This is a genomic window from Bacillus sp. FSL R5-0603 (assembly GCF_038050295.1).
Classification (GTDB): Bacteria; Bacillota; Bacilli; order Bacillales; family Bacillaceae; genus Bacillus; species Bacillus subtilis.
The window spans coordinates 1,246,186-1,263,334 of the sequence record NZ_JBBOYP010000001.1; the positions used below are offsets into that span (position 1 = coordinate 1,246,186).

The 17,149-nt window shown below is 43.3% G+C and carries 17 protein-coding genes and 2 pseudogenes; 12 read left to right on the forward strand and 7 right to left on the reverse strand.

What is annotated here, in order from left to right; translation table 11 throughout:
• The first annotated feature begins 2 nt into the window (after positions 1–2).
• The 6 genes from NYE56_RS06470 (at position 3) to NYE56_RS06495 (ending at position 4,114) form a co-directional block, all read left to right on the forward strand.
• Complete coding sequence (locus NYE56_RS06470) at positions 3–1,973, forward strand: pyocin knob domain-containing protein (protein WP_268554762.1); 1,971 nt, start codon at positions 3–5, stop codon at positions 1,971–1,973.
• 9 nt (positions 1,974–1,982) lie between these two features.
• Positions 1,983–2,393, forward strand: coding sequence for a hypothetical protein (locus NYE56_RS06475; protein WP_268554761.1), 411 nt, complete (start codon positions 1,983–1,985; stop codon positions 2,391–2,393).
• Positions 2,372–2,545: an XkdX family protein gene (locus NYE56_RS06480; RefSeq protein WP_041344793.1), complete on the forward strand. Its 174-nt coding sequence runs from the start codon at positions 2,372–2,374 to the stop codon at positions 2,543–2,545. Before NYE56_RS06475 ends, NYE56_RS06480 begins: the two co-directional genes overlap by 22 nt.
• Before the next feature lie 108 nt (positions 2,546–2,653).
• Positions 2,654–2,932, forward strand: a complete 279-nt coding sequence (locus NYE56_RS06485; protein ID WP_069149453.1) for a hemolysin XhlA family protein — start codon at positions 2,654–2,656, stop codon at positions 2,930–2,932.
• Positions 2,933–2,944: 12 nt separating this feature from the next.
• Positions 2,945–3,208 carry a phage holin gene (locus NYE56_RS06490; protein ID WP_003232653.1) on the forward strand — a complete coding sequence of 88 codons (264 nt, stop codon included), beginning with the start codon at positions 2,945–2,947 and terminating at the stop codon, positions 3,206–3,208.
• A gap of 12 nt (positions 3,209–3,220) precedes the next feature.
• Complete coding sequence (locus NYE56_RS06495) at positions 3,221–4,114, forward strand: N-acetylmuramoyl-L-alanine amidase (protein ID WP_341283634.1); 894 nt, start codon at positions 3,221–3,223, stop codon at positions 4,112–4,114.
• 37 nt (positions 4,115–4,151) lie between these two features.
• On the opposite strand, the gene spoIISC is transcribed toward NYE56_RS06495, so the two are convergent.
• From spoIISC to steT, 6 genes and pseudogenes are all read right to left on the reverse strand, one after another.
• Positions 4,152–4,289 (reverse strand): three component toxin-antitoxin-antitoxin system antitoxin SpoIISC, encoded by a 138-nt coding sequence (gene spoIISC / locus NYE56_RS06500; protein WP_003232648.1) that lies wholly within the window; start codon positions 4,287–4,289, stop codon positions 4,152–4,154.
• An 85-nt stretch (positions 4,290–4,374) separates the two neighbouring features.
• On the reverse strand, positions 4,375–4,545 hold the full coding sequence (spoIISB, locus tag NYE56_RS06505) for a three component toxin-antitoxin-antitoxin system antitoxin SpoIISB (protein ID WP_003232646.1): 171 nt from the start codon (positions 4,543–4,545) through the stop codon (positions 4,375–4,377).
• Positions 4,545–5,291 (reverse strand): toxin-antitoxin-antitoxin system toxin SpoIISA, encoded by a 747-nt coding sequence (gene spoIISA, locus NYE56_RS06510; RefSeq protein WP_003244695.1) that lies wholly within the window; start codon positions 5,289–5,291, stop codon positions 4,545–4,547. Before spoIISA ends, spoIISB begins: the two co-directional genes overlap by 1 nt.
• 109 nt (positions 5,292–5,400) lie before the next feature.
• The gene (locus tag NYE56_RS06515) at positions 5,401–6,402 is read right to left on the reverse strand and encodes an inorganic phosphate transporter (protein ID WP_014476558.1); all 1,002 of its coding nucleotides are present in this window, start codon (positions 6,400–6,402) and stop codon (positions 5,401–5,403) included.
• Between the two features lie 12 nt (positions 6,403–6,414).
• Positions 6,415–7,032 (reverse strand): DUF47 domain-containing protein, encoded by a 618-nt coding sequence (locus NYE56_RS06520; RefSeq protein ID WP_003218470.1) that lies wholly within the window; start codon positions 7,030–7,032, stop codon positions 6,415–6,417.
• A 275-nt stretch (positions 7,033–7,307) separates the two neighbouring features.
• Positions 7,308–8,631, reverse strand: a pseudogene (gene steT, locus NYE56_RS06525) (serine/threonine exchanger).
• Between the two features lie 388 nt (positions 8,632–9,019).
• On the opposite strand from steT, the gene NYE56_RS06530 reads away from it, so the two are divergent.
• The 4 genes and pseudogenes from NYE56_RS06530 (at position 9,020) to NYE56_RS06545 (ending at position 13,321) form a co-directional block, all read left to right on the forward strand.
• Positions 9,020–9,970: a ring-cleaving dioxygenase gene (locus tag NYE56_RS06530; protein WP_003245086.1), complete on the forward strand. Its 951-nt coding sequence runs from the start codon at positions 9,020–9,022 to the stop codon at positions 9,968–9,970.
• Positions 9,971–10,034: 64 nt separating this feature from the next.
• Positions 10,035–10,180 (forward strand): annotated as a pseudogene (locus NYE56_RS06535) (hypothetical protein).
• A 7-nt stretch (positions 10,181–10,187) separates the two neighbouring features.
• Entirely contained in the window at positions 10,188–12,338 is a 2,151-nt protein-coding gene (locus NYE56_RS06540) for a glycosyltransferase family 39 protein (protein WP_341283635.1), read from the forward strand.
• An 11-nt stretch (positions 12,339–12,349) separates the two neighbouring features.
• On the forward strand, positions 12,350–13,321 hold the full coding sequence (locus NYE56_RS06545) for a glycosyltransferase family 2 protein (RefSeq protein ID WP_015715747.1): 972 nt from the start codon (positions 12,350–12,352) through the stop codon (positions 13,319–13,321).
• A 517-nt stretch (positions 13,322–13,838) separates the two neighbouring features.
• Here the strand turns inward: NYE56_RS06545 and htrA are convergent.
• Positions 13,839–15,197, reverse strand: coding sequence for a serine protease HtrA (gene htrA / locus NYE56_RS06550; RefSeq protein WP_041344803.1), 1,359 nt, complete (start codon positions 15,195–15,197; stop codon positions 13,839–13,841).
• A gap of 168 nt (positions 15,198–15,365) precedes the next feature.
• On the opposite strand from htrA, the gene proG reads away from it, so the two are divergent.
• Both proG and dppA read left to right on the forward strand, forming a co-directional pair.
• Positions 15,366–16,184 (forward strand): pyrroline-5-carboxylate reductase ProG, encoded by an 819-nt coding sequence (gene proG / locus NYE56_RS06555; protein WP_341283636.1) that lies wholly within the window; start codon positions 15,366–15,368, stop codon positions 16,182–16,184.
• Between the two features lie 128 nt (positions 16,185–16,312).
• The gene (gene dppA, locus NYE56_RS06560) at positions 16,313–17,137 is read left to right on the forward strand and encodes a D-aminopeptidase DppA (protein ID WP_014479576.1); all 825 of its coding nucleotides are present in this window, start codon (positions 16,313–16,315) and stop codon (positions 17,135–17,137) included.
• The last annotated feature ends 12 nt before the right edge of the window (positions 17,138–17,149 follow it).

Here is a 17,149-nt window from a genome sequence, read left to right on the forward strand (position 1 = left end):
ACATGGCATACGAAGAAAAAACAGACTGGCTTCCGGACGACCCCATCAACGAAGATGACGTCAACCGCTGGGAAAAAGGCATAAAAGACGCCCACACCGACCTGGCTGCCCACAAAAACGACATGAACAACCCCCACAACACAACAAAGGCGCAAATCGGGCTGGGGAACGTGGATAATGTGCAGCAGGCAGCTAAGAAGGATTTTGAGAAGCATGAGCAAGATCAGGTGCGGCATGTTATGAATGAAGAACGGGTTAAATGGAATGGGGCGCAGCTTTCGAAAATTACGACAGACGATGGATCAATCCTTATTAATATCAATAAAAGTTACGACTTTCATAGTGTTGTCTTAGGGCAAAACAAGACTTTTACTTTTTATATTTCGAGTGATGCTAAAAATGCACCGCCTCGATCGGTTCACGGTATTTACTTGTATTCCTCTTCGACGAACGGAGAAGCAATGGCAATGGCCGAAGACGGTGGATTTTGGAGAAAGTCCCTAATTAATGGAACATGGTCCGATTGGATAAAATTCGAAACTGAAGAAGATTCAATAAAAAGAGTGGCTGCCCATTCTGATAATACAGATATACATGTTACAAAAGACAATAAAGATAAATGGGATGCAGGACAGCTTTTTAAACTAACACAAGATAACGGCAAGGTATTTTATAAAAGCAGTGGTGAGACAACGGATTATAATGAACTGACTGCTACTGGAATGTATTTGATATACAATGCTGGATTAAATGGACCGAGCTTGACTAATTGCTTTCTTCTAGTTATGAGTTACGGGAATACACTCGTTCAATCTGCGTACGATGCTTCAAATGGTTTAAAATCCTTCTATCGAATTCGTAAAAATGATTCTATTACATGGACATCTTGGATTGAGATAGAATCTACAGAGGGAGCTCAAAAGAAAGTCGATGCTCACGCCAAGCTTACTGATATACATGTAACTAAGGCTGAAAAAGAAAAATGGGATGCCAGTCAATTGTTCAAAATAACTGCAGATAATGGCACACAAAAAATCAATTTGAATTCTGGTTCATTTTATGAATCCCTAAAGGATGTAGGCACAGTTTCATTTTATGGAACAAATGCAGTGACAGATAATCCGTCGGGGGTAAGCTTGCGGGGGATGCAACTGGTCGGACAGCCAGGAATAGGTATTGGCTATGCTGTAGATGTGAGAGGCAACGCATGGTGGTTCTACTATAATGCGAATCAAACTGCAATCAATTGGTATCCTATTGAATCAACAGCAGGGGCGCAATCTAGGGTAGATGCCCATGCTAACCAAACAGATATCCACGTAACAAAATTTGATAAAGACAAATGGAATAATGCGCAACTATATCCATTCACAACAGAGAATGGGCAGCGAATTAAGATTGATAATGGAAAGAATCTTTTTGATTATCCAACTGGCTTATATTTCGGCGCGGGAGTTGTGAATCACCCAGGTGATGATGAAGCAGCTTGGTACTATTATGATATTACAGATGTTCCGGCTGACCTTGCCCCGCCTCAAGGTTTAAAGAAGATTGTCGCTACAAGATCTTATGATAATCAAACATGGATTGGGATTTTTCATAAAGAGGGCGATTTCTTAGGATGGAAGCGTCTTATAACCAATGAGGATTTTGAATCAGTAACATGGCGAAATGTCACACTTAAAAACGGAGCAACAAATAGTGACAGACCGTTTCAATATGCCAAGTGGGGGAAATTGCTTTTGCTGCGTGGACACATCACGGGTCCGAGGGAAGTCGTAATAGGGTCTATCCCTTCGTCAATTACACCTAGCAATGGAGCGGTTGTATTAGTGTCAACCTCAGGAATAACAGGCTATTGTAAGCTTATCGTATTTGCTACTGGGGATTTAAAGCTTACTGGATTACAATCAAATGATAACAATGCAGTTACAGGCTATTATATGGACGTTAACCCTATACCATTAGATTAGGAGGTAAATATGTTACAGGTTTATAGATTTGATGAAAATTATATGTTTGCAGAGCCGATTTTAGTCACAGAATTGGACGAAGGAGGGAATTATGTTATTCCTGCTAATTGCACGAGTATTGAATTGCCTGATTCCCCTTCTCTGTTCAAACCAAAATTTGATGCAGAGAAACAGAAATGGATTGAGGCAGCCACACAGGAAGAGATTGATGCAGTTTTAATTTCAGTGGAAGAAGAAGTTTCTGCAATTGACTTTTTGAAGCAGCAAAATGCTTCGCTTTCTTTGCAGATTGCTAAGACAGAGAAGGAAAATGAGGAAAGACGTATGAGGGAAGCGGATCAGGCTTTTGTCATTGCTCAGATGCAAAAACAAATACAAGAATTGAAGGGTGAGTATGAATGGCTAGGTATCCAGAAGTAGCTGACATAAAGCAGTTTTATAAGTGGAAATGCTATACAGATGAAAAAATTCGAGAATACGTTAGGATTGAATGGATTACCAAAGAGCAATACAAAGAAATTACCGGAAAGGATTACCTAACTTCCAGTAAAGATACCTCTGTTGAGAACTAGTGAACTTATTGAGACTTAATAAGGAATGATAAACGCTTAATTTAATAGGGCGTTTTTTATTTTGCCTCAAAGGAGGTGAACAAGATGAAATAATAGGGGGACGCACTGATGTCACAACCGACGGATGTACCTGATGTTAGTATGTTTCAGCAGGATTTAGCAGACATGAAAGGCGAGCACAAAGCACTTGAGCAGAGGGTTTCCGCATTAGAACGCGTGTCTGACCGGCAAGACCAGCAAATCATGACGCTGAACGAAAAATTAAACAAAATTGAAGAAAACACCACGTGGATAAAACGCACCATCACAGGTGCCATCATTACAGCAGTGTCTACAGGCATCATTGGCGGAGCCATCGCCATTATGTACAGCCTGCTGCAGCATTAAAGGGGGATTTTCATGAACACGTTTGACAAGGGCACGGTCATCAGGACGGTGCTTCTTTTAATTGCTTTAATCAACCAGACCATGCTGATGCTCGGCAAATCACCATTGGACATTCAGGAGGAGCAGGTCAATCAGCTCGCTGACGCTCTTTATTCAGCCGGTTCCATCGCATTTACAATTGGAACGACACTTGCCGCTTGGTTTAAAAACAACTATGTAACAGAAAAAGGGAAAAAACAGCGCGACTTGTTAAGGGACAATAATCTGACGAAATAAGGAGAGATGAAAATGGTTAACATTATTCAAGACTTTATTCCAGTTGGCGCAAATAACCGTCCAGGCTACGCAATGACGCCTCTCTACATTACGGTGCACAATACAGCGAATACCGCAGTAGGAGCAGATGCTGCGGCCCATGCCCGCTATTTGAAAAATCCTGATACGACGACAAGCTGGCATTTTACAGTTGATGATACAGAAATTTATCAGCATCTGCCTTTGAATGAAAACGGCTGGCATGCGGGAGACGGAAATGGCAGCGGAAACCGGGCTTCTATTGGAATTGAAATTTGCGAAAATGCCGATGGCGATTTTGCAAAAGCAACAGCAAATGCCCAGTGGCTCATCAAAACATTAATGGCTGAACATAATATCAGTCTCGCCAATGTCGTCCCTCATAAGTATTGGTCAGGGAAGGAATGTCCGCGAAAATTGTTAGATACGTGGGATTCGTTCAAAGCAGGAATTGGGGGAGTCGGCAGCCAAACTTACGTCGTGAAACAGGGCGACACACTTACATCCATAGCGAGAGCATTTGGCGTTACGGTTGCTCAGCTGCAAGAGTGGAACAATATCGAAGACCCGAATCTTATTCGCGTTGGTCAAGTATTAATTGTAAGTGCTCCATCGTCCGCTGAAGAACCCGAGCTCTATCCGCTCCCTGATGGTATCATTCAATTGACAACACCTTATACCTCAGGAGAACACGTCTTTCAGGTGCAACGAGCACTTGCGGCTCTGTATTTTTACCCTGATAAAGGCGCTGTTAACAACGGAATTGACGGCGTTTACGGACCGAAAACAGCTGACGCAGTTGCCCGTTTTCAGTCTGTTAACGGTTTAACTGCTGACGGTATCTACGGGCCTCCGACGAAAGCGAAGATCGCAGCGCAATTAAGCTGATCACAGACCACAAAAATCCCGGAGCTGGTTCCGGGATTTATTTTTTCTTCTTCAACTTTTTAATAATTCCAGCACTGCGCTCCCTCACCCGAAGCGAGTACCCGGAAAGCCCAAACCTTCCGTAATCAACAAACTTCACACGCCTCACCAATTTTTTCACTGTATCACCTGACATTATCCTCTGTTTGTATTTATTATATGTAACCCTTTAAGAAAAGGAATAAGGACAAGAGCTGTTTTCCCTTGTCCTTTTAGTGTGATCATGCTTTTTTTCGTTTATACTCGTCAATCAGCCGTTCGTTTTCTTTGAAGATTCTTGCTGTATGCGGACTGACTTGATAGCTTGCGACACTGGTGGTTGAACGTTTTTTCAGGATTTTAAACGGCTTCGCCGCTCTGGGCTCGCATCTGTTTTGAAACGCACGTTCCATTATCCTTCACCTTCCTCCTCAATTGGCAGCACCAAATCATATATGCTCGTTAATGACGTAAATAGCAAATAATCAAATTCCGTGACAATGCTGTCAGACGTCAGCTTGATGACATAGTTCTGTGTCTCGATGGTAAAAGGGATGAGAACCACTTTTCCGTATTGGTCGTAATAAACATCCTTTCGATCGAGCCGTGTTTGTACATCTGCCGGATCATCCATATGCTCGGTTAACCGGTCTTTATCAGCCTGTGTCGAATAGTGGCAAAGAGAAGCCGTTAAGTTCATTTTATCAGCATAGGTTTTCAGCAGCTTATCAATACCTTCAGCATAAGCATCTATACTTCCATAATAAACATGGATCGGTTCGTTTTTCAATAGGTATTGGTATGTTTTCAGCCGATTGAGGTACATGTGGAGCATTTCGTTGTTTTCTTCAAGAATTTCCCTTGTGTCTGTTTCAAGCTCGCTGCCGGCCAGTTTTTTGACATATGCACTTAAGAAGATAAAAGCATCAATCAAAGCAAAACTGACTGCGACAATGAGATACCGTTCCCAGTGGGTAAATAGGGAAGTGGGCTCATATGTCCAGTATACCATAGCGCCCAGAACAAACAGCAAATACCATGTTTTCCGGATGGCGGACATTTTTTCTTTGACCTTCGCTTCGAAACGCCACGTGGCATACACGTATAGCCCCAGTCCGGCCACGATGCACCAGACCATGATCTGAAAGAATAAAACCATATTCGAATCCCTCACATCTGAAATAGGTTCTGCTTATTGTATTCAAGAGATCCGGATGGTTTTCCTGTTCCATCAAAAAAACCGCTCCTTTGACAGAAGCGGTGTGACATTAAAATATCATATTTAAAATAAAGTAGGCGATGGCACCAAGTGTCGCTGAAATCGGAAGCGTGATGACCCATGTAATGAGCATTCGCTTGGCCGTACCCCAGTTTACGCCTTTTACCCGGTGTGACGCACCGACGCCAAGAATTGATGAAGAAATGACGTGGGTTGTACTGACCGGCAAATGAATAAACGTGGCGCCGAAAATAATGGCTGCTCCGGTTAAGTCAGCGGAAACACCGTTTACCGGGCGGATTTTCATGATCTTTCCGCCAACGGTTTTGATGATTTTCCAGCCGCCGATTGATGTTCCGAGACCCATGGCTGTTGCGCAGGCGAATTGCACCCAGGTTGGGATATCATTAGCAGAAGTATGTAAATTTGCTGTGATGAGAGCCATTGTGATAATACCCATTGCTTTTTGCGCATCATTTGTGCCGTGTGTATACGATTGCAGGGCAGCTGTTACAATCTGCACTCTGCGGAATTGCTTGTTCGTTTTCGCCAAATTGCTGTCTTTGAATATCAGCTTTACGATGGTGTATAAAATATACCCAACGACAAAAGCAAGAATCGGTGAAAGGATCAGTGCTTCAATGATTTTAATGAAACCTTTATAATTTAATGAAGCAAATCCGGCTGCCGCTACTGCCGCACCGGCAATTGCCCCGATGATGGCATGGGATGAGCTGCTTGGAATACCGTAGTACCATGTGATCAGGTTCCAGGCAATCGCAGCGATTAACGCAGCCAAAATCACGACAGAGCCATTTTCCAGCGTATAAGGATCCACAATGTCTTTTGTAATGGTTTTGGCAACACCTGTGAATGTCATTGCTCCGATAAAGTTCATCACAGCCGCCATTATTATGGCATGGCGCGGTTTCAGCGCTTTTGTCGATACCGAAGTCGCAATTGCGTTCGCCGTATCATGAAACCCGTTGATGAAATCAAACGCCAGAGCACAAATGACTATTAGTATCGTTAATATTAATAGAATATCCATTTTTACCCCTCGTTACGCGTTTTTCATAATGATGGTTTCAAGATTATTGGCAACACTTTGACAAGAGTCGGCGATTTCTTCAAGCGTTTCGTATATTTCACGATATTGAATGACTTTGATTGGATCTGTTTCATTTCCGAAAAGATTCTTTAATGATTTTCTGTGCAAGTTGTCACAGCTGTGCTCATACTCTTTAATTTTGATTGCGTGAGGCTGAATATCCTTTAAGCGATTTTCTGCCAGCAGCTCGATCGTAATCAAAATCTCTTTCGCACATTCTCTGATGTATCCGCTGAATTTATCGATATGCTCGTCTGATGAAGTAATTGAGAAAATCTCCATCATGGCAGAGAAATGTTCGATTCCGTCAAGCACATCATCCAAGCTGTTTGTCAGCTGAAGGATATCTTCGCGCTCAATAGGAGTGATGAACGCTTTGTTAAGCTCTTTAATCATGACATGAACATGATTGTCACCTTTTGTTTCATATTCCTTTAACGTATCTGCAAATTCTTTAAGAGTCGTTTGATTAGTGACCTTAAAATTCACAAAATATTCTGCAGTTTCGTCTATGTTCTTTGCAATTTCTGTTAAAAGGAGTGAGAACTTATCTTTTTTTCTTCTTATCATTAAAAACCCTCCATAGTTTGAATGAACAATGCACACATCAAATTATTATATAGCCTTTTGTCGAAAAAAAACAGGTAAAGTCGAAAAAAACGCATCTTGACTTTTTCGATAAATCGTGTCTCCTTATTTTGACCTACTTCGCTTTTAAAAAACGACCCAAGTTTGCAAAAACTTTCTGCTTAACGTAAAAAGTATATCAAAAGTTGTGTTTTTCCTGTCAACTTTTATCTTCTGTTTCACCAAAAAACGGTTCCCTAAACAAGGGAACCGTTTTATCAGCTTGCTTTTCGTTTTTTCATCCCGTAATAAACAGGCAGTCCGGCAAGGCCGATGAGGATGGATAATCCATAATCCGCAGCTCATTGTATCTGTAATGAGTGTGCTGCCTAACACAAAGAAGGAGCCCGCGATTGCCAGAATTGGCATAAATGGATAAAGCGGAACACTGTAGGCGCGCTTTTTTCCCTTTGCTCGCTTGCGGAGAATAAACACTGCAAAAAAGGCCATCACATAAAAAATGTAGATCATGAAAATTGAGATTTCTGAGAGCTTATCAGGGTTGCTGATCAGCATCATAATCAAAGCCAAAGCAATTTGAAAAGAAATCGCAATCCATGGTGTGCGGAACGACGGGTGTACATGTGACAGTTTTTCAGCAAATGGAAGCTGTTTGCGTTCCGCCATCGCAAATGAAACACGCGGGAAAGAAAGCACCTTTCCATTTAAGCACCCAAAGATGCTGACGATAATCCCTACACTGATCAGCTTTCCGCCAATTGAACCGAACAGCATGGTTGCAGCGGTGCTTGTCGCATTTTCACCAAGCGTGACAATTTCGTTCGCTGACAGGATGTGAAGCAATGCAAAATTAATGAAAATATAGATCGCCGTTACAATTAATAATCCGCCCGTCATAGCGCGTGGCAGCAGCTTTTCGGGATTTTTCATTTCTCCGCCGAGAGCGGCTAGGAGAATCCATCCGTCATAAGCAAACAACGTAGCTAAAATAGCCGCCCCGAAGTTCATATCGGAAATGCTTTCGTTTACTGCTGTGAAGATGTGCTGATCCCCTTTCCAAAGGCCAAAGATGATGATGCAGGCAATCGGAATCAGTTTTCCGATCGTTGTCAGCGTTTGGACAAAACCGCCATATTTTGTACCAATAATATTAATGACGCATAAAAAGAGAACTGCTATGATTCCAATGACTTTTGATAGTCCAGATCCCCAGCCGAAAAGATTCGCCATTAAAGATCCAAAATATAAACCCAGCGCGCCAATAATCGCCGGGCCGTAAATGATAATCTGCACCCAGCCGCACAAAAATCCCCAAAACTCGCCGTACACTTCTTCAAGGTACGTATAAAGACCGCCGGTTTTTGGAATCTGCGTTCCGATTTCCGCGATTGTCAAACCGCCCGCCAATGTTAAAATACCGCCTAACAGCCAGGCGAATAGCGCCGTTTTTGAATCACCTGAATAAGCAAGCACAGCGCCGGGCTTCATAAAAACACCAGAACCGATAATGGTTCCGATGACAAGAGTAAGGGCAAACAAGAGGCCTATCTCTTTTTTCAAACCGTTGTCTTCAGTATGCATGTCCTTAACCTCCTATGATGTTGAAGCTTCATGTTGAAGAATCTATTTTTTCATATTGTAAACCCTATTTTAGAAAAGTGAAATAAAATAAATTTTCTGATTTTCGAAATTTGCTTTAGGTACAGCAGATAAAACTGTGGAAATACCTGTTTTAACGATCTATAAACGAATAAAATTCATGATTTTTATTTACAAAGTTCGTGTTTTCTGTATTAGGATTTTAGCCGGTACAGAGGGGAGGTGAGAATTCAGAAAATGAACGAACCTTCGGTGAAGCTGATATGTTGACTTTCTCATGCGAATAAAATACTTTGTTATTAGAACAATAAATATACAATTATGATATGATATCTCGAAATCGAGATAAAATAACCTGGAGGGACAGCATATGAAAGTTAACGGCATTCACCACGTATCGGCATTAACGGCCGACGCACAAAAAAACTTGGATTTCTATAAGAAAGTATTAGGATTAAAGCTCGTCAAAAAATCCGTCAATCAGGATGAACCGACAATGTACCATCTTTTCTACGGAGATGAAGTGGCAAACCCGGGAACTGAGCTGACGTTTTTCGAGATTCCCCGCATTGCACCGTTTCATGCGGGAACAAACAGTATTTCTTCTATTGGTTTGCGCGTCCCAGGCACAGAAGCCCTGCATTACTGGAAAGAACGTTTTGAAGAGCAGCAAGTAACGCACAGCGGCATCTCCAAAAGAGCCGGACGTGACATATTGGCATTTCAAGATCATGAAGGGCAGCGACTTGTGCTGACTGCTGATGAGGAAGGAAAAGGATATGGCCTGCCTGTTAAACAGAGCGGCATACCGGAAGAATTTTCGTTTCGCGGGTTAGGGCCGGTTGAACTGACTGTGCCATATGCTGAACCAACCTTACACGTATTGACGAATATTCTTGGATTTACAGAAATCAGCCGTGAACCAGTCGAAGGGCAAGGAACCGCCGTTATTTTGGAATCAGGAGAAGGCGGTGCTGCAACGGAAATCCATTTAATAGAAAGAAACGATCTTCCGCGCGAGCGTCAAGGCAAAGGAAGTGTCCACCACGTCGCATTTCGGGTAAGAGATGAAGAAGAACTTGCCGGGTGGCACCGGATCATCAGCCGGGAAGGTTTTAGCAATTCCGGCATTGTGGAGCGCTACTATTTCAAGGCGCTGTATTTCAGAGAACCGAACGGCATTTTGTTCGAGTTATCAACAGACGGACCGGGCTTTATGGTAGATGAAAATCTTGATGAGCTTGGCCAAACGATTGCTCTTCCGCCATATCTAGAGCATCGAAGAGCAGAAATTGAAGCGAAATTGAAACCGATCCAATAAATTGTGATTCATTTGCCTTCCGGCGTGCCGGAAGGCTTTTTTATTTTGAGAAAACGCATCGCCGATTACGATTTGGAGAAAGGGCTTGAAACCAGCTGTATATAGGATGATTGGCATGAAATGACCTCGGCAAAAATATTGTCTTTGTTTATTAATAGTTTATTCATATTTGCTTGTTACACTATTTCAAAGTTAGACAAAAAGGAGTGAAAAATAAGTGGAAAAGAAAAAACGCGAGCTGGATATTTTCCTCATCCTCATTTTGCTCGCATCTGCATTCTTAAATATCTATAACATCTGGAATGATGATACGGTGAATCCTTATTACACCGCTGCAGTCACAAGTATGATGCAAAGCTTTCATAATTTTTTCTATGCCTCATTCGACGCGGCGGGGTTTATAACGGTTGATAAACCGCCTATTACGTTCCAGATACAAACCATCAGCGCACTTATATTCGGTATGCACGGCTGGAGCGTCATCCTGCCTCAGGCACTTGCTGGTGTAGGTTCTGTCCTTTTAATGTATCTGTTAATAAAACCGACATTCGGTAAGACAGCAGCAAGAATTGCCTCTTTCATCATGGCATGTACACCGATTGCTGTAGCTGTAGCACGTACAAACAATGTTGATGCATTACTGGTATTTTTCTTATTGCTTGCTACATGGCTTCTCTTTAAAGCGATCAGAAAAGGAAAGCTGATCTGGCTGTTAGCAGCATTTTTCGTTGTTGGAGTAGGTTTCAATACAAAAATGCTGCAGGCTTACATGATTTTACCGGCCTTCCTATTGTTCTATTTGATTGCGGCAAATGCCGCGGTGAAGAAAAAAATCATTTCGTTGGTAAGTGCGTTAGCCGTATTAGCAGCCGTTTCGTTATCGTGGCCGCTCATTGTCGACAATATCCCTGCAAGCAAGCGGCCTTATATCGGAAGCAGCCAGACCAACTCTGTTTTGGAATTGGCTTTCGGCTATAACGGAATCCAGCGGCTGACAGGCCAAAATTCAGGCGGCGGCCAGGGTGCGCCAAACAAAGACGCTTCAAAAGAAATGTCTTCTTCTGATAACACTCAAGCACCGCCTAATCAGTCATCAAGCAGCAGCTCATCAAATGATGACAAATCTTCAAATGGCAATATGGCGGCGCCTCCATCCAATGGCCAAATGCCAAGCGGCGGTCAAGGAGGTCCTCCAAGCGGCGGAGATGGTGGCCAAGGCGGACCTGGCGGAGACGGAGGGAAAGGCGGTACAGGAACCGGTTCGAAAATGCAATCGGGTTCAGGGATGTTTGGAACGGGAACACCTGGTCCACTGCGGCTTTTCCAACAAGAGTTATCTGATCAAATCAGCTGGCTTCTGCCATTTGCGATATTTGGAATCGCAGGCTTACTGATCGCTGGCGCAAGAGAAAGAAGAAGATTATCTATAGAGCAGAAGGAAACGGTGTTCTGGGTTGCGTGGCTTGTACCGATTGCCGGATTCTTCAGTGTCGCAGAATTTTTCCATCATTATTATCTCATCATGCTGGCACCGCCGATTGCGGCTCTTGTCGGTGCGGGATGGGTTGCCCTTGTTCATCTGTATCGCAATCAGACAGGCTGGAAAGCATGGCTTTTGCCGGGAGCAATTATTGCGACAACTGGATTTGAATTGTTTATTCTCAGAAACTACAACGATCAAATCGGTGCAGGCTGGAGCATCGGTGTAGGTGTTATCGGCGTGTTGTCAGCTATTGCTTTGCTGCTGTTTAAACAGCGCCAAAAACCGTTCAGTTATTATGTTTCAATTGCAGCTCTCCTCGCATTGCTGGTGATGCCGATTTATTGGGCAAGTACACCGCTTCTGTACGGAGGCAACAGCTCACAGCCTGAAACAGGCCCTCAGCTCGCATCAATGAGCGGAAAAGGCATGGGAATGTCTGATGCCGCTGTAAATGAAAAACTGATCAAATATCTGGAAAAGAATAACTCCGGAGCTGAATACTTATTCGCCACAACCGATTCGAACACAGCGGCGCCATATATTATTAAAACGAAAAAAGCTGTCATGGCTATTGGCGGATTCAGCGGTTCTGACCCGGCTATCACGCTGACTCAATTCAAAAAGCTTGTAAAAGAAGGAAAAGTGAAATACTTCTTGGCTTCTGGAATGGGAAGAGGCGGAAACAATGACATTGTTGAATGGGTTGAGAAAAATGGAAAAGAAGTAACATCAGAAAAATGGCAATCAAGTTCTGATCAAAAAACAGAAAATACTGATTCAGCTGATACATCAAGCAGCAAGGCTTCAGGTGAAAAAGGCAAAATGGGCGGACCTGGCGGAATGAATCAGTCAGCAACATTATACGAACTACATGCTGATGAATAGGAGGCAAAAACATGAGCAGACATATTCAATATTCAATTGTTGTACCTGTGTATAACGAAGAGCTTGTCATTCATGAAACCTATCAGCGCTTAAAAGAGGTCATGGATCAAACGAAGGAAAACTACGAGCTACTTTTTGTCAACGATGGCAGCAAAGACCGCAGTATTGAGATTTTAAGAGAGCACAGCCTGATCGATCCGAGAGTGAAAATTATTGATTTTTCAAGGAATTTTGGACACCAGATCGCCATTACGGCGGGTATGGATTATGCACAGGGGAATGCAATCGTCGTCATTGACGCCGATTTGCAGGATCCTCCTGAACTGATTTTAGATATGATTGAAAAGTGGAAGGAAGGCTATGAGGTCGTGTACGCCGTGCGGACTAAACGAAAAGGGGAAACCTTTTTCAAAAAACAAACAGCGGCTATGTTTTACCGGCTTCTCAGCGGTATGACAGATATTGATATCCCGATTGATACGGGGGATTTTCGTCTCATGGACAGAAAAGTCTGTGATGAAATGAAGAGATTAAAAGAAAAAAATCCATTTGTCAGAGGGCTAGTCAGCTGGGTGGGTTTCAAACAGACAGCGGTCGAGTACGTACGTGATGAAAGGCTCGCCGGAGAAACAAAGTACCCGCTGAAGAAAATGCTGAAGCTGTCAATGGATGGCATCACGACATTTTCACATAAACCGCTGAAGCTGGCAAGCTATGCGGGGATTTTAATGTCAGGTGCTGGATTTCTGTATATGTTTATCGTGCTGTATCTGAAGCTATTCACAGACAGCACGATTACCGGCTGGTCATCACTTATTGTGATCCAGCTCCTGTTCAGCGGCATTGTCCTTCTGATTTTGGGCGTGATCGGCGAATATATCGGCAGAATCTACGATGAAGCCAAAGACAGGCCGCTTTACATCGTCCAAAAATCGTATGGAATTGAAAATAAAAGACTCTATAGAGACCAGCATATGTCATAACCTCAAACCCCCTGTCCGTAACGGACAGGGGGTTTTTATGCTCTGAGCCCGATCTAAAGCAAAAGATGCTGATAGATATATGGAGATTGGGTAAAGAAGAGATTGTGAGCTTGTACTGCGGTTCAGTCATGCTGAAATAAAAACAGCAAAACTTAAAGATTTCGTCATCGGCTTTGCTACATGTCAGCTGTTAGATTGGGGGGCTTTTAAGAAACGCATGATTAGAGCCGTACCAGTTATGTTTAATAGAGTACTGGTACCCAATACAATTCCCCACGTCAACGTCGATTCAGAGAGAAGAAAGCTCAGCAAAAGAAAAGCCAATCCTGCGCAAATCATACTCAGTCCCACGGTTTTCATGTTCATGCCTCCTAGCAAACGATGTTTCTAACATCTGATGAGAATGATGTCAATCTGTATGATATACGGATATCTCGTCAGAAAGTTTCATAGAGCAATTAGGTCTTTTATCTAATAAAAAGCCTCAGACCGCTTTTGCGGCCTGAGGCATTATGTCTTACGAAGTTTTCTCTTCTTTTTGATCAAGTTTAATTTTTTTCGTCATTTCTTTGCCGTTTCGGAGAATTTTCACTTCAACGGTATCACCGATCTTTGCGTCTTTATATAAGATATTGCGCAATTCACTGCCTGTATCAATTTCTTTACCTTTTAGGCCGATGATAATATCCTCTGCTTTTAATCCGGCCTTTTCAGCAGGAGAGCCTGAAGCGACCTCACGGATGTAAACACCTTTATTCAGCTGGCTGCCGAACAGGCCGAGTGTGCCTTCTTGGTAATTTTGCGGCACTTGTTCCAGATCAAGCATGCTGACACCGATATATGGACGTTCAATTTGTCCTTTAGACAGCAGTTCTTCAGCAATCGGTTTTACGTCATTGCTTGGAATGGCAAATCCGATACCCTCAACATCATCCTCACTGATTTTCATACTGTTAATGCCGACAATTTTGCCGTCTGTATTTAACAAAGGACCGCCGCTGTTACCTGGATTAATTGCTGCGTCTGTCTGAATGACGTTAATGCTCGTTTCGCCGGCTGATGTAGACATTGAAACCGTTCTGTCCACGCCGCTTACAATTCCTTGTGTTACTGTGCGGGACAGATCTTTTCCAAGCGGATCCCCAATCGCAATAACGGTCTCGCCTGTTCTGAGATCAGATGAATCACCGAAGTTTGCCACTTTTGTGACGTGGTCATCACTGATTTGGAGGACGGCTAAATCAGTTAACGAGTCACTGCCCACCAGCTTTGCAGTAACCTCAGTGCCGTCATATAAAGATACCTTCAGTGATGATGCCCCTTCTACGACGTGGTTATTTGTAATGATATAAGCCTTGCCATTCTCTTTTTTGAAAATGACACCTGACCCTGAACCGCTTTCTGTATCTTCGCTGGAATCAGAAGAACTAGAGCCGAACAAAGAGCTGTTTGATTGTGCCTGAAGATTTGTAATACCGACAATCGCTGGTGAAAGGTCTTCTACCATATCTGAGATTTTAGAAGAGTCCTCGCTCTTGAATGCAGATGAACTGCTTGAGCTTGATGAGCTTTTTTTAGATTCGGAGGAGGTGCTTGTTGCTGTAACAGATTGCGTTTGCTGCTGGCTGGATGATTGTTTTGCAGTGTCCTGAGAATCATGGTCGCCAAGCGGTGTAAACGTGTAAATGCCAAGGGCGAGACTGCCGCCGATCACTCCGCCAAGCAACGGTCTGAACCATCCGAATCCTCGTTTTTTCTTCTCCTGATCATGAATGACATTGCGGGCCGAGTAGGAGGCGCTCTGATCGTTCTCTTTCGTTAAAAAGACCTCATTCTCATTACCTTTCGTTCTGTTTTCATCACGATAGTTATCCATCATGTTCACTCCGTTTCTCTATTTTCACATGTCTATTTATATTGATAGGTTTATGACTTGAGTTTATCATAAACAAAAACTGTGGGATAAAAATGAAAAGATTATGGGAAATTGTGAAAAAGTGCGGAAAACGGTACACTTCATATTGTATATGAAAGGACTGAGTCGATGGAACAGATTGGATTGATTGGATATGGCAGCATGGCGGATATGATCGCCAGACAGCTGTTGAAACATGAACAAATAAAAGAGAATGAGCTATTTATTGAGACGAGAACGAAGGGGGAGCGGCTGCAGGCACTCATGTCAGATTATCCAAACGTATCGGCTGATCCGTTGGAGAATTGGGCAAATACGTGCCAATTGATTTTGATATGCGTCCCGCCGCTCCATGTCATCGAAACAATGCGCCGTCTGCACCCGTATGTGAACAGAAATACTCAAATCGTATCCATAGCTGCCGGTGTGCCGCTGCGTCTTTTGGAGGCAGAAACAGAAGCGGGTATATCACGTGTTATTCCAACCATTACGTCAGAAGCAGAAGCAGGAATCTCACTTGTCGTTCACAGTGAAGCATTGGATGCGGAGAAAAAAGAGCATCTGAATGAATTGTTATCGGTTTTCAGCCGTGTCCGAGAAATCAAAGAATCGAATTTAGATGCGGCCAGCAATTTAACGAGCTCGGCACCGGGATTCATAGCTGCAATCTTCGAAGAGCTGGCACTGTCTGCGGTCAGAAACAGCAGCCTGTCCAAGGAAGAAGCCTTTGATTTTCTGATTCATTCGCTATACGGAACTGGCAAGATGCTGATCGAAAAAAATATGTCTTTCGAGGAGACGCTGGAACGTGTTGCAACCAAAGGCGGAATAACGGGAGAGGGAGCTGAGGTGATACGCGCCTCTGTGCCAGACGTTTTTGATGAGGTGTTTGAAAGAACCCTGAAAAAATATGAACTGCTTACAGAACAGGTTGGTAAACAAACATGAATCCTTGAAAGAGGATTCTTTTTTTATCACTGAATGGTTGTAATTTTCCCCAGTTATATTGCATTTTTCCTCTTTTTTTAATATAATTTGTTAGAATATTCATAATTTAGTAAAAAAGGAGGAGCGTTATGAAATTGTACATGTCAGTAGATATGGAAGGTATTTCGGGTCTTCCGGACGATACCTTTGTGGATTCCGGCAAGCGGAATTATGAACGCGGACGGCTTATCATGACTGAAGAAGCAAACTACTGTATTGCTGAAGCGTTTAACAGCGGGTGTACCGAGGTGCTGGTCAATGACAGTCATTCGAAGATGAATAATCTGATGGTTGAAAAGCTTCACCCTGAAGCAGACTTGATTTCTGGTGACGTCAAACCATTTTCAATGGTGGAGGGACTGGATGATACGTTTACAGGCGCTTTGTTTCTCGGTTATCATGCGAGAGCCTCGACTCCCGGTGTCATGTCACACAGCATGATTTTCGGCGTCCGTCATTTTTACATAAACGATCGGCCTGTAGGTGAGCTTGGATTAAATGCATACGTTGCCGGTTATTATGATGTCCCGGTATTAATGGTAGCCGGGGATGACCGGGCAGCGAAGGAAGCGGAAGAGCTTATCCCGAACGTGACGACAGCCGCAGTCAAACAAACCATTTCAAGATCCGCAGTGAAGTGCTTGTCCCCTGCGAAAGCCGGACGGCTGTTGACAGAAAAAACTGCGTTTGCCCTGCAAAACAAGGACAAAGTCAAGCCGCTCACACCGCCTGACAGGCCGGTTCTGAGCATTGAATTCGCCAATTATGGCCAAGCAGAATGGGCGAATCTGATGCCGGGAACGGAAATCAAGACGGGAACTACAACCGTTCAATTTCAGGCGAAGGACATGCTTGAAGCCTATCAGGCGATGCTTGTCATGACTGAGCTTGCGATGCGGACATCATTCTGCTAAAGGGGTGTTTTA

Coding starts and splice junctions, on each gene's coding strand:
- NYE56_RS06470 (WP_268554762.1), top strand. CDS start 3: ATGGCATACGAAGAAAAAACAGACTGGCTTCCGGACGACCCCATCAAC.
- NYE56_RS06475 (WP_268554761.1), top strand. CDS start 1,983: ATGTTACAGGTTTATAGATTTGATGAAAATTATATGTTTGCAGAGCCG.
- NYE56_RS06480 (WP_041344793.1), top strand. CDS start 2,372: ATGGCTAGGTATCCAGAAGTAGCTGACATAAAGCAGTTTTATAAGTGG.
- NYE56_RS06485 (WP_069149453.1), top strand. CDS start 2,654: ATGTCACAACCGACGGATGTACCTGATGTTAGTATGTTTCAGCAGGAT.
- NYE56_RS06490 (WP_003232653.1), top strand. CDS start 2,945: ATGAACACGTTTGACAAGGGCACGGTCATCAGGACGGTGCTTCTTTTA.
- NYE56_RS06495 (WP_341283634.1), top strand. CDS start 3,221: ATGGTTAACATTATTCAAGACTTTATTCCAGTTGGCGCAAATAACCGT.
- spoIISC (WP_003232648.1), bottom strand. CDS start 4,289: ATGTCAGGTGATACAGTGAAAAAATTGGTGAGGCGTGTGAAGTTTGTT.
- spoIISB (WP_003232646.1), bottom strand. CDS start 4,545: ATGGAACGTGCGTTTCAAAACAGATGCGAGCCCAGAGCGGCGAAGCCG.
- spoIISA (WP_003244695.1), bottom strand. CDS start 5,291: ATGGTTTTATTCTTTCAGATCATGGTCTGGTGCATCGTGGCCGGACTG.
- NYE56_RS06515 (WP_014476558.1), bottom strand. CDS start 6,402: ATGGATATTCTATTAATATTAACGATACTAATAGTCATTTGTGCTCTG.
- NYE56_RS06520 (WP_003218470.1), bottom strand. CDS start 7,032: ATGATAAGAAGAAAAAAAGATAAGTTCTCACTCCTTTTAACAGAAATT.
- NYE56_RS06530 (WP_003245086.1), top strand. CDS start 9,020: ATGAAAGTTAACGGCATTCACCACGTATCGGCATTAACGGCCGACGCA.
- NYE56_RS06545 (WP_015715747.1), top strand. CDS start 12,350: ATGAGCAGACATATTCAATATTCAATTGTTGTACCTGTGTATAACGAA.
- htrA (WP_041344803.1), bottom strand. CDS start 15,197: ATGGATAACTATCGTGATGAAAACAGAACGAAAGGTAATGAGAATGAG.
- proG (WP_341283636.1), top strand. CDS start 15,366: ATGGAACAGATTGGATTGATTGGATATGGCAGCATGGCGGATATGATC.
- dppA (WP_014479576.1), top strand. CDS start 16,313: ATGAAATTGTACATGTCAGTAGATATGGAAGGTATTTCGGGTCTTCCG.